Raw genomic sequence first — 12,246 nt, forward strand, 5'->3', positions numbered from 1 at the left:
GGCGCATGACGAGCACGTTCCCCAACATCTCCATCAGCACGGAGCGGTTGGTACTGCGCCCTCTCGACGAGGACGACGTCCCCGCACTGGCCGAGATGATGAACGACGAACAGGTGGCTGCCTGGACCCACGTCCCCCAGCCTTTCACCGAGGACGCGGCCCGCACCTGGATCACCGAGTACGCGCCCGCCGAACGCACCGGGGGCCGGGGCCTCGACTTCGCCGTCACCGAGTTCCTCACCCAGCGCCTGGTCGGCGTCGTCCAACTGTCCAAGACGAACTGGCACATCCGCTCCACCGAGCTCTCGTACATCATCGCCCCCTGGGCGCGCGGCGAGGGCTACGCCTCCGAGGCCGCGCTCGCCACCTCCCAATGGGTGCTCGGCGACCAGAAGTTCGAGCGCGTCGAACTGCGCACGGCCGCCGACAACACCGCCTCCCAGCAGGTCGCCCAGAAGATCGGCTGTATCAGCGAGGGCGTCCTGCGGGGCGCCTGTATAGCGCACGTCCGCACTGAGGACGGCACCTGGACCGACGTACGCACCGACTTCATCGTGTGGAGCCTGCTCCCCGAGGACCTCGAGGGAGCCGGCGACGAACTGGCCGACTCCGGCGGTTTCACCTCGTACTCCGACTGGAACTGACTGCGGGCGGTCGCCGCCGGCACACCAGGTACGCTCACGGAGCCCCGTGACGGCCGACTCCGTACGGCATGTCCTGTTCCATGCTGCCCCGCGCGAACCCTCTGGAGACTGACGACGATGGCCGACCGGGTCACGGTGATCGGCTGGGACGGCTCGCCCCTGACCGCCACGGCGCGCTCCGCACTCGGCGCCGCCACCCTGGTGGCCGGCGCGGCCCACCACCTCGCGCTCCCCGAAGTGCCCCCGGCCGCCGAACGCGTCCGACTCGGCAGCGTCGCGCTCGCCGCCCGCCGGATCGCCGGCCATCGCGGCACCGCCGTCGTCCTCGCCGACGGCGACCCCGGCTTCTTCGGTGTCGTACGCACCCTGCGCAACCCCGAGTTCGGCCTGGAGGTCGAGGTCGTCCCCGCCGTGTCGCCGGTGGCCACCGCGTTCGCCCGCGCGGGCATGCCCTGGGACGACGCCCAGGTGGTCGTGGCCCACCGCCGCACGCTTCGCCGCGCGGTCAACGTGTGCCGCGCCCACGCCAAGGTCGCCGTCCTCACCTCACCCGGCGCCGGCCCCGCCGAACTCGGCCTCCTCCTCGACGGCGTCCACCGCACCTTCGTCATCTGCGAGGAACTGGGCACCGAGCGCGAACAGATCACCGTCCTCACCTCCGACAAGGCCGCCGACCGCATCTGGCGCGATCCGAACGTCGTCATCGTCATCGGCGGCCCCACCGCAGGCGGCGACACCGGCTGGCTCGCCGGCCGCGACCCGGCGGCGGGCCCGCGCGGCTGGACACTGCCCACCGAGGCGTACGGCCACAGCTCCACCGCCGGCGGCCCGCCCGCCCCCGGCGACGGCGAGACCGAGCTGTTGCGGGCCGCCCAACTCGCCCGCCTGGGACCGCGCGTGGGCGACCTGGTCTGGGACATCGGCTGTGGCAGCGGCGCCTTCGCCACCGACGCGGCGCGCGGCGGCGCCGCCGTCATCGCCGTCGACCGGAACGTGGAGGCCTGCGCCCGCACCGACTTCGCCGCCCGCCGCTTCGGCGTCCAGCTCCAGATCGTGCGCGGCGAGGCCCCGCACATCCTGGAGAACCTCCCCGAGCCCGACGTCGTCCGGGTCGGCGGCGGGGGAGCGGCGGTGGTCTCCGCGGTCGCCGACCGGCGCCCCCAGCGCATCGTGACCCACGCGGCGACCCGCGACGACGCCGAACTCATCGGCCGCGACCTGACCGAACACGGCTACCGGGTCGAGTGCGCCCTCCTGCAGTCCGTCGAACTCGACACCCGGGCCTGGACGGAGACGGAGCGGAGCGTCGCGTTCCTGCTCAGCGGAGTCCTCCCCGACCGCGCGCCCTGACGCCGGTTGCCGTCCCGTGATCCTGTTGTCGTACTGCGCGAGGTAGGCTGGCCGACCGTTGTACCGCACTCGGTGGCCCGGCACTTCGTAGCCCAATGTCCGGAAAACGCGCCCGTTTTGGGGTGAGTGTGGTACGGCAGAACCGGTGGGGTGCGCAACGTGGCGCAGTCCACAGCGGACTGTGGCGGATCAAGCTCCCGTTACGACGGAACGACCGCAAGAATGCCAGTTGATGGCGACAATGCCAGTTAATGGCTTTGTCGTCTTTCTGGAGACGGGTCGTTCGTGCCGCTGGGCACGCATGCTCGTTCTTCACTACGGGGCGATCGGTGAGCCGTTACGGGTGAACCGGTCGTAGAAGCACTAACCGATGGGCGAGGGGTACGCATGACCGACACCGGCCAGGTCCCGGCCGAGGGACTGCCGGAGAGCGCAGGCATGGTGGAACAGCCGGGCGTTCCCGCGCACGGTGCGTACACCTACCTCTCCGAGACCACCGCCGAGGACGAAGACCTGCTGCTGCTCCCGGGCGCCCAGAGCGCGTGGGGCAACGAGGTCGCTCCACCCGCCCCCGCGCCCGTCGTCGAGGCGGTCCACGAGCCCGGTCCGCACGAGATGGGCGGCCGCGACAGCGGCTCGGTCGACCTCAGCGCCGTCCGCCTCGCGACGGCGGCGCCGAGCGCGCCCCGCCGCCCGCTGCACCTCGGCCCGCCCACCCCCGACGCCTCCGCGAGCCCGGTCCGCTCCCTCGCCGACCGGGGCCCGGCGGGCGCACCCGCACCGGTACGCCAGCTCGGCACACCGGCACCGGCCCCCGGCCCCGAGTACCTCGACGCGCCCCCACTGCCGGCCGACCCGGCCCCGCAGGGCGCAGCGCCCTGGGGCGCCCAGGCCCAGGCTCCGGCCCATGCAGCGGTACAGGCCGCACCGGCCCCGCTGCTCGTGAGCGAGGAGGCGCACCTGGCGGAAACGGTTGCCCCCCTCCTCGCCGAGACCCCGACCCCGGAGCCGTCCCCCGAGCCGGCCGAGATCCCGGAGCCGACAGACCCCGAACCGCCGCTCCAGGAAACACCGGAGGCCGCGTACGAGGCTCCGCAGGCGGCCTACGAGACGCCCGAGGTCACGCCCGCGCCCGCGTCCGAGAGCGCGTACGCCTTCGAGGCACCCGTTCTTCCGGAGCCCCCCGTGGTGATCCCCGAGGCAGCGGGCCCCGAGGTCGGCGGCGACCTCCCGGCGACCCCGGTGACTCTGGTGGCCCCCGAGGCGGCGCAGGCGGCGCAGGCTGCGCAGGCGACCGAGGAGGCCCCGGTCGTCGTACCGGAGGCGGCACCCGTACAGGCCGCGCCGGTCGCACCGGAAGAGCCGCTCGTGGCGGAAGCGCCGGTTGCGCCCGTAGCGCCGGACCCGCAAGTCGTCGTACCGGAGGCCCAGTTCGCCCCCGAGACGCACCCGGAGGCGACCCCGCAGATCACCCCGGAGATGACCCCGCAGGCCGCCCCCGAGATCACCCCGCAGGCAGTCGACCCCGGCGCACCTGTCGAGGCCTCGGCCGTCCCCGTGGAGGAGGCCCCGGCCGCCCCCGCCGCCGAGGAGCCCCCGGTCGCCCACCTGGCGGACCCGGCGTCCCAACTGGCGGACATCGGCGCTCAGGTGACCGAGGCAGCCCCACCGGCGGAACCCCAGCCCGAGGCCGTACCGGTGGAGGCGCCGCCCGCCCCCGAACCGGAGAACGCCGGGCACGCCCCTGTCGAGGCACAGCCCTCCGTCGCCGTGGCCCCGGAAGAACCGGCAGCAGCGCCCGACGCAGTACCGGCACCGGCGACCGCGAGCGACGAGGAGCCCACACCGGCCGCGCCCGCGATCCCCGCCCCGGAACCCGTTGCCGCGAGCGCTGAAGCGCTCATGCCCGAGCAGCTCACGGAGCCCGCCGAGGAGCCCGCCCAGTTCGTCGAGCCGCAGCCGGCCGAGCCCGTGGGTGAGTTCATCGCGGTGGACGGCACCGTGCCCACCGCCCCGCACCTGGCCCCGACGCCCCCGCACGCCCTCGTCCTCCCGCCGCAGACCGAACCCGTACCGGCGGAGGCGGAGAGCGAGGTCCCGGCCCTGCCCGAGGAACCCGAGGCAGAAGCCGAGGTCGCACCCGACGCCGTGCCGGTGGCCCAGCAGGTGGAAGACCTGGACACAACGGCCGCCGACGAGGACGCGCGGGGAGACCTGGCGGAGGGCGAGGAGAACCCGGCCGCAGCGGAGGCGGAAGAGGTACGGCAGCCCACCGGCCCCGCCGCCCCCGGCTACGACGACGCCGAGCGCGAGGCCGTGCTCAAGGTGATGCGCGAGCGCCGGGACATCCGCAACGGCTTCCGCAGCGACCCGATCCCGCACGACGTACTGCTGCGCGTGCTGGAGGCGGCGCACACGGCGCCGTCCGTCGGCCACTCGCAGCCCTGGGACTTCGTCGTGATCCGCTCGGCGGAGACCCGAGGCACGATGCACGAACTGGCCGCGCGCCAGCGGGAGGCGTACGCGAAGTCGCTGCCCAAGGGCCGGGCGAAGCAGTTCAAGGAACTGAAGATCGAGGCGATCCTCGACACGCCCGTGAACATCGTCGTCACGGCGGACCCGACCCGCGGCGGCCGCCACACCCTCGGCCGGCACACGCAGCCGCAGATGGCCCCCTACTCCTCCGCGCTCGCGGTCGAGAACCTGTGGCTCGCAGCCCGTGCCGAGGGCCTCGGTGTCGGCTGGGTCAGCTTCTTCGACGAGCGCGAGATGGTCCGGACGCTGGGTCTGCCCGAGCACCTGGAGGTCGTGGCCTACCTCTGCGTCGGCTACGTCGACGAGTTCCCGGAGGAGCCCGAGCTGCTGCAGGCGGGCTGGTCCAAGCGCCGCCCGCTGTCGTGGGTCGTCCACGAGGAGACGTACGGCCGTCGCGCACTGCCCGGCGAGGAGCCGCACGACCTGCTCGCCGAGACCGTCGCCAACATCCGCCCGCTGGACGCCAAGGCACTCGGCGAGGCGTGGGAGCGGCAGAAGCGCATGACCAAGCCGGCGGGCGCGCTCGGCATGCTGGAGATCATCTCCGCCCAGCTGTCGGGACTGTCCCGTATGTGCCCGCCCCCGATCCCGGAACCCGCGGCCGTCGCGATCTTCGCGGGCGACCACGGAGTGCACGCCCAGGGCGTCACCCCCTGGCCGCAGGAGGTGACGGGCCAGATGGTCGCCAACTTCCTCGGCGGCGGCGCGGTCTGCAACGCCTTCGCGAACCAGGTGGGCGCCGAGGTCTGCGTCATCGACGTGGGCGTCGCCTCGGACCTGCCGGCCACCCCCGGCCTGCTGCCCCGCAAGATCCGCGCGGGCACGTCCGACATGACGACCGGTCCCGCGATGACCCGCGAGGAGGCCAAGGCGGCCATCGAGGTGGGCATCGAGACGGCCCGCGACCTGGTGGCGGCCGGCAACAAGGCCCTGCTCACGGGCGAGATGGGCATCGCCAACACCACTGCGTCGGCGGCCCTGATCTCGGTCTTCACGGACACGGACCCCGCCGAGGTCACGGGCCGTGGCACCGGCATCAACGACGAGACCCTCGCCCGCAAGACCGAGGTCGTCCGCCGCGCCATCGACTTCCACCAGCCGGACCCGGCCGACCCGATCGGCGTCCTGGCGGCGATCGGCGGCTTCGAACACGCGGCCATGGTCGGCCTCCTCCTCGGCGGCGCCTCACTGCGTACGCCGGTGATCCTGGACGGAGTCAGCGCGGGCGCCGCGGCCCTGGTGGCCCGCGCGATCGCCCCCGAGGTCCTGGCCGCGTGCATCGCGGGCCACCGCAGCGCGGAACCGGGCCACGTCGCGGCCCTGAACAAGCTGGGCCTGCGCCCCCTGGTCGACCTGGACCTCCGCCTGGGCGAGGGCACGGGCGCGTTGCTGGCCCTGCCCCTGGTCCAGAGCACGGCAAGGGCGATGCACGAGGTGGCGACGTTCGACTCGGCAGGAGTAACGGAAAAGTAGCGCCGCGTGGCTGTGGGCAGTCGTTCCGCGGGGCGGAACGGGTGGGCACAGCCGCAAACGGACCCGCATGTACAGGGGGCCTGGGGGCAAAGCCCCCGGTCTCGGGAAGGGGTGGGCTCGGGGAAGAGAGAACCCCCACCCCAGCCCCCACCCACCCCGCACCGTAAAATGCGCACGTCAGGGCCCACGCCAAAACCCCAGGCCCCTGATCAGAACCACCCGCACGAGGGAGCCGCACCCCCATGGCCGAACACCCCGCCTACCCCGTAGGCCTTCGCCTCACCGGCCGCCGAGTGGTGGTCCTGGGCGCCGGCCAGGTGGCCCAGCGCCGCCTCCCCGCCCTCATCGCGGCGGGCGCGGACATCCTCCTCGTATCGCCGGAGGCAACCCCCTCCGTGGAGGCGATGGCCGACGCGGGCGAACTCACCTGGGAGCGCCGCCCCTACGCCGACGGCGACCTGGCGGACGCCTGGTACGCCCTGATCGCGACCAGCGACACGCAGGCCAACGCCCAGGCCTCCGCCGAGGCGGAACGCAGCCGTGTCTGGTGCGTCCGCTCCGACGACGCCGACGCGGCGACCGCCTGGACCCCGGCCACCGGCCACAGCGAGGGTGTCACGGTCGCCGTCCTCACCACGGACGCCAAGGGCCGCGACCCCCGCCACACCGCCGCCATCCGTGACGCGGTCGTCGAGGGCCTGCGCGACGGCACGCTCGTCGCGCCCCACCACCGCACCCGGGCCCCCGGAGTGGCCCTGGTCGGCGGCGGTCCCGGCGACCCGGACCTGATCACGGTCAGGGGCCGCCGCCTGCTCGCCGAGGCGGACGTGGTCATCGCCGACCGGCTCGGCCCGCGCGACCTCCTCGCCGAACTCCCCCCGCACGTCGAGGTGATCGACGCGGCGAAGATCCCGTACGGCCGTTACATGGCCCAGGAGGCCATCAACAACGCGCTGATCGAACACGCGAAGCTGGGCAAGCGGGTCGTGCGGCTCAAGGGCGGCGACCCGTACGTCTACGGCCGGGGCATGGAGGAGGTCCAGGCGCTGGCCGAGGCGGGCATCGCCTGCACGGTGGTCCCCGGCATCTCCAGCTCGATCTCGGTACCGAGCGCGGCCGGCATCCCGGTCACGCACCGCGGGGTCGCCCATGAGTTCACCGTGGTCAGCGGCCATGTCGCCCCCGACGACGAACGCTCCCTCGTGGACTGGCCGTCCCTGGCGAAGCTGACCGGAACGCTCGTCGTCCTCATGGGCGTCGACAAGATCGGCCGGATCGCGGAGACCCTGGTCGCGCACGGCAAGTCCCCGGACACACCGGTCGCCCTGGTCCAGGAGGGCACGACAGCGGCCCAGCGCCGTGTCGACGCGACGCTCGCCACGGTCGCCGAGACGGTCCGTACGCAGGAGGTGAAGCCGCCCGCGGTGATCGTGATCGGCCCGGTCGTGAACGTAGGCCCGGAACCGGAGCTGTAACCCCCGGTAACACAATCCGTCCCCAGCCGTTGGCACCGCACCCAGGACAAGGCAGTATCACCTCTGTGGCCGATCTCATCACCGTCGAGGACCCGGACGACCCGCGCCTGCGCGACTACACGGGCCTGACCGACGTCGAACTGCGCCGCAAACGCGAGCCCGCGGAAGGCCTGTTCATCGCCGAGGGCGAGAAGGTCATCAGACGGGCCAAGGACGCGGGGTACGAGATGCGTTCGATGCTGCTGTCCGCGAAGTGGGTCGACGTCATGCGCGACGTCATCGACGAACTCCCGGCCCCGGTGTACGCGGTCAGCCCGGAGCTCGCCGAACGCGTCACCGGCTACCACGTGCACCGTGGCGCCCTCGCCTCCATGCAGCGCAAACCGCTCCCGACCGCGCACGAACTCCTGCAGACCGCACGCCGGGTGGTGGTCATGGAGTCGGTCAACGACCACACCAACATCGGGGCGATCTTCCGCAGCGCCGCCGCTCTCGGGATGGACGCGGTACTGCTCTCCCCGGACTGCGCGGACCCCCTGTACCGACGCAGCGTCAAGGTCTCGATGGGCGCGGTCTTCTCCGTCCCGTACGCCCGTCTGGACACCTGGCCCAAGAGCCTCGACTCGGTTCGCGAGGCCGGCTTCACGCTCCTGGCGCTCACTCCCGACGAGAAGGCCAAGACCCTCGACGAGACCGCGCCGCACAAGATGGACCGCGTCGCCCTGATGCTCGGCGCGGAGGGTGACGGCCTCTCCACCCAGGCTCTGGTGGCCGCCGACGAATGGGTCCGCATCCCGATGGCCCACGGCGTCGACTCCCTCAACGTGGGCGCGGCAGCCGCGGTCGCCTTCTACGCGGTGGCAACAGGCCGCCCGAGCCTCTAAGGGGGGCGCCCCCGCCCCTAGGGGCGCGGGGAACTGCGCGACAAGCCCCCACCGGCGCACAGCGAACACACCACGCGTGCGCAGGTAACTACACGCACCGGAGGGCTCAGCCGACGTTCGAATCCGAACCCACCTGCGGCCTACCAGGCACCGGCAGTACGTCGCCCCCCGGCCGATCGTCCAACCGCACCTGCTCCGACCGCACCTGCTCCGACCGCACCTGCTCCGACCGCACCTGCTCCTGCCGCTGCTGCCGACTTCCGCCGCTGTCGTCCCCGAGCCCATGACTGGGCCCCTGGCACCCCTGAGCGGCCGCGATCCCCAGGGCGACGAGCAGCGTGACCACGACGAACACGAACAACCGCTGCCGCAGCAGACGCGGATTGGCGGGCCGCCGCCCGGTCCCCGTGCCACGCGGCCCAGGACGCCCGGTACCACTGCGGGGCCCGGGACGGTTCCCGGAACGAGTCGTGTTACGAGCCCCGGGAACCGGCCGCGCCCCGGAACGGGACGAGGGGCCACCACCACGCGAGACCCCGCCACCACCCCGGGACGGCACGCCCCCGCGCGACCCGGAAGTGCCGGCCCCCGAGGCAGGCCCCTGAGGCCGCCGCTGGGACTGTGACGGCGACTGGGACGGGGACGCGGAACGCGGGTGCGACTGCGTCTGGGCGTGATACGGGGGCCGCTGGTCCGGATAGCTCTCGGTGAGCCGCCCCGTCGGCCGGTCCGCCTCGGCGGCACGCGGCCCGGGCGGTCGTACGTCCGCCATCCCCTGTGCCTCGCGCGCCGCGATCTCCTTGAGCCGCAACGACAGTTGAAGCGTGCTCGGCCGCTCCTCGGGATCCTTCGCCAGACATGCCCGTACGAGGGGTGCCAGTGCGTCCGGAACACCCTGCAGGTGGGCCTCCTCGTGCACCACCCGGTACAGCATCACCTCGGAACTGCCGTGCCCGAAGGGCGAGTCGGCCATCGAGGCGTACGCGAGAGTCGCGCCCAGCGAGAACACGTCCGTGGCCGGAGTGACCGCCGCGCCGCGCACCTGTTCGGGTGCCAGGAAGCCCGGCGAGCCGACCGCCGTACCGACGTGGGTGAGGGTCGAGGCGCCGGTCGCCCACGCGATGCCGAAGTCGATGATCCGCGGCCCCTTCGGAGACAGCAGGATGTTGGACGGCTTCAGATCCCGGTGCACGACACCGGCCTCGTGCACTGCGACCAGCCCCTCGGCGAGGGCGGCGCCGATGGAGGCGACGTCGGCCGCGCTGAGCGAGCCCTCGTCGGCCACCTTGTCGTGCAGGGAGGGTCCGGGCACGTACTGCGTGGCGAACCACGGCCGGTCCGCGTCCAGATCGGCGGCGACGAGCCGCGCGGTGCACCCGCCCCTGATCCGCCGGGCAGCCGAGACCTCGCGTGCGAACCGGGAACGGAACTCCTGATCCTCCGCCAGATCGGGCCGGATCACCTTCAGCGCGACCCGCTGTCCCCGCTTGTCGGAGCCCAGGTAGACGACGCCCATCCCGCCCGCGCCGAGCCGTCTGTGAAGCTTGAACGAGCCGACGACGCGCGGGTCCTCGCGCCTCAGGCGCATCATCGCCATGTTCATCCCCGCTGCCCGGTCCGTTTGACGAGCGACAGCTTACGTTTCCGCGGCCGGGTGCGCGCAGAGGCCGCGCCCTCTCGTCCCGACGGATTGTCAGTGCCGGGTGGGAGACTTGAGGAGTGGTCAGGGAGCGCGCGAACAGGGCGGCTTGAGATCGCGTGTGATCCCAACCACCCGTCACAGAAGGGGGATTGGACCCGTGAAGGGTGACCGCGTGGAGATAGTCGTGGATGCCGGGGACACCACACGTACCTACGAGGTGGTGGCGAGCAGGGCGGGCCGCAGGGTGGAGACGGCGGTACGCCGAGGTGTCGTGGAAGTGAGCGAAGTCACCAGGAACGGGTCTGTCGTCCGTACAGCCCGCTTCATGGCGAACCGTGTCCTGGCGCTGGTCGAGCAGCCGGTGCCGAGGGAGGACAGCGCGGAACAGTAGGGACACACCGGGCACCCCTTCCGGGATGACCCTGAGACCTAGGACTCCGTCTCCACCCAGGGGAGTAGTCCGCAGGTCACAGGTCATCCTCCGGGAGGCCCGGCAATCGGTACGAGGGCATGACGACCGCTACCCGTCGGCAGCCTAGATTTGAGGTCAAGCGGCGGGTGCAGCACTCGTCCCCCGAGGTCAGACACCCGCCGCTGCCAACCAAAAAGAGAACGGTCAGGAGAGGGACCAATGGCCCACACGGCATCGCGGACGGCGCTCCGCACACAGGGACGCAAGGCGTACGTAGCCGCGTTCCGCCCGCGCCGACAGGGCCAGCGTCACCCACTGGTGGCGACAGCGATGGTCCTTCCCCTGGCAGCCCTGCTCGTGGTCGTCTTCGGCGGCTGGGAAGCAGTGGTCACACAGGCGTCGTCCGTGGGAGTGATGCTGGGGCGCTGAGCGGCGACCCCAGGCCCGGAAGAGCGGTCCGGGCGGGGACATCCACCCATGAAACCCCGTGGGGACGGGGGTGCGGCGGACGGCAAAAATGCCCGCGCAGCTGGGGAGCTGCGCGGGCATTGCTTTGCCCCTTGCAGCCCGTCCACCCTTCGAGGACGAGGCCACGCCAGGCGCTTTTCAGCCCGTCCGGCGTTTGAGGACGAGGCCGTTCAGGCCGAAGGGGGGTCCAGGGGGCGCAGCCCCTTGGCGGGGTCGAAGGGGCGGAGCCCCTGGGGATGGGACGGGTAGGGGCGGCGGGGGCGAAAAAACACCCCCGGCAACCGGCACCGTACCCTCGCGACCAGACCCACCCACCCCCCCGCCCGCCCCAGGGAGCCCCGTGACAGCCACCCCCTTGCTCTCAGCCCTCACCACCCGAGCCAAGGACCAGGCCCACACACGCACCCCCACCTGCCCCTGCGGCGCAGCCACCCTCACCGACCGCCCCGACGGCACAGTCGTCCGCCACGCCGACACAGTCGCGAAGGCCCACGCCCCTGACACAACCCCCACCGAACTCACCGCCCGCCTCACCACCGCAGCCGACCTCCCCGACATCCTCCTGCCCCCACTCGCCCCGACCCCCGTCGACCTGCACGGCAGACTCGTGACCTTCTGGCCGTACGGCACCCCGGTCGACCCGGAGGACCCGGACGCGGCCCCCTGGGAGGAGGCCGCCATCCTCCTCGCCCGCCTCCACCGCACCCCCGCCCCACCCGGACTCCCGCCCATGCGCGGCCCGGCCAAAGCAGCCCGCGCCATCGCCCGCCTCCAAGCCGCCACCCGCCACCGAGCCGTCACCCCCCAGCCGGCCACCGAGCCCGTACTGCGCGCCTGGGCGGCACTGCCCGCCTGGGCCAGAGCGGAAGCCCCCATGCCGGATCTCCCGGACCGGCCGGACCGGCACGGCCCGCCACCCCACCCGACCCTCTGCCACGGCGACCTCCACCTGGGCCAGCTCGTACGCCACCCGGCCCCGGACGGCCCCTGGCTGCTCATCGATGTCGACGACCTCGGCATCGGCACCCCCACCTGGGACCTGGCCCGCCCCGCCGCCTGGTACGCCTGCGGACTGCTCCCGCCCGACGAGTGGACCCGCTTCCTCACCGCGTACCGCGCGGCGGGCGGCCCGGCCGTACCCGCCGAAGGCGACCCCTGGCCCGCCCTGGACGTCGCCGCCCGTGCCCTCACCGTGCAGACGGCGGCCCTCGCGATCGTCAAGGCCGCGGCGGCGGACCGCCCGCTGGACGAGGTACAGCAGGCCGTCGTCGACGCATGTGCCCGAATGGGTGCGGTACCACCCGAGTTGACCCACGGCCACGCGAAGTAGGGTGCAACCGACCGGAGCCGGACAGAGTCTGTC

General features: G+C 72.9%; 9 protein-coding genes. 8 read left to right on the forward strand and 1 reads right to left on the reverse strand.

Annotated elements, in window-relative coordinates:
• Positions 1-5: 5 nt before the first annotated feature.
• From PV396_RS24910 to PV396_RS24930, 5 genes are all read left to right on the forward strand, one after another.
• Positions 6-644 (forward strand): GNAT family N-acetyltransferase, encoded by a 639-nt coding sequence (locus PV396_RS24910; RefSeq protein WP_319208115.1) that lies wholly within the window; start codon positions 6-8, stop codon positions 642-644.
• A gap of 117 nt (positions 645-761) precedes the next feature.
• Complete coding sequence (gene cbiE, locus PV396_RS24915; RefSeq protein WP_319208117.1) at positions 762-1,994, forward strand: precorrin-6y C5,15-methyltransferase (decarboxylating) subunit CbiE; 1,233 nt, start codon at positions 762-764, stop codon at positions 1,992-1,994.
• 387 nt (positions 1,995-2,381) lie between these two features.
• Positions 2,382-6,002, forward strand: coding sequence for a nicotinate-nucleotide--dimethylbenzimidazole phosphoribosyltransferase (gene cobT, locus PV396_RS24920; RefSeq protein WP_319208119.1), 3,621 nt, complete (start codon positions 2,382-2,384; stop codon positions 6,000-6,002).
• Positions 6,003-6,244: 242 nt separating this feature from the next.
• Entirely contained in the window at positions 6,245-7,477 is a 1,233-nt protein-coding gene (gene cobA / locus PV396_RS24925; protein WP_319208121.1) for a uroporphyrinogen-III C-methyltransferase, read from the forward strand.
• Positions 7,478-7,542: 65 nt separating this feature from the next.
• Entirely contained in the window at positions 7,543-8,361 is an 819-nt protein-coding gene (locus PV396_RS24930; RefSeq protein ID WP_319208123.1) for an RNA methyltransferase, read from the forward strand.
• Positions 8,362-8,467: 106 nt separating this feature from the next.
• On the opposite strand, the gene PV396_RS24935 is transcribed toward PV396_RS24930, so the two are convergent.
• Positions 8,468-9,964: a serine/threonine-protein kinase gene (locus PV396_RS24935; protein WP_319208124.1), complete on the reverse strand. Its 1,497-nt coding sequence runs from the start codon at positions 9,962-9,964 to the stop codon at positions 8,468-8,470.
• A 196-nt stretch (positions 9,965-10,160) separates the two neighbouring features.
• Between PV396_RS24935 and PV396_RS24940 the strand changes: the two genes are divergently transcribed.
• The 3 genes from PV396_RS24940 (at position 10,161) to PV396_RS24950 (ending at position 12,213) form a co-directional block, all read left to right on the forward strand.
• Positions 10,161-10,394 (forward strand): hypothetical protein, encoded by a 234-nt coding sequence (locus PV396_RS24940; protein WP_319208125.1) that lies wholly within the window; start codon positions 10,161-10,163, stop codon positions 10,392-10,394.
• A 240-nt stretch (positions 10,395-10,634) separates the two neighbouring features.
• Positions 10,635-10,844: a hypothetical protein gene (locus tag PV396_RS24945; protein WP_053740242.1), complete on the forward strand. Its 210-nt coding sequence runs from the start codon at positions 10,635-10,637 to the stop codon at positions 10,842-10,844.
• Positions 10,845-11,223: 379 nt separating this feature from the next.
• A complete protein-coding gene (locus PV396_RS24950) occupies positions 11,224-12,213 on the forward strand; it encodes an aminoglycoside phosphotransferase family protein (RefSeq protein ID WP_319208127.1) in 990 nt (329 codons plus the stop codon).
• The last annotated feature ends 33 nt before the right edge of the window (positions 12,214-12,246 follow it).

Source organism: Streptomyces sp. ME02-8801-2C (assembly GCF_033793965.1).
Classification (GTDB): domain Bacteria; phylum Actinomycetota; class Actinomycetes; order Streptomycetales; family Streptomycetaceae; genus Streptomyces.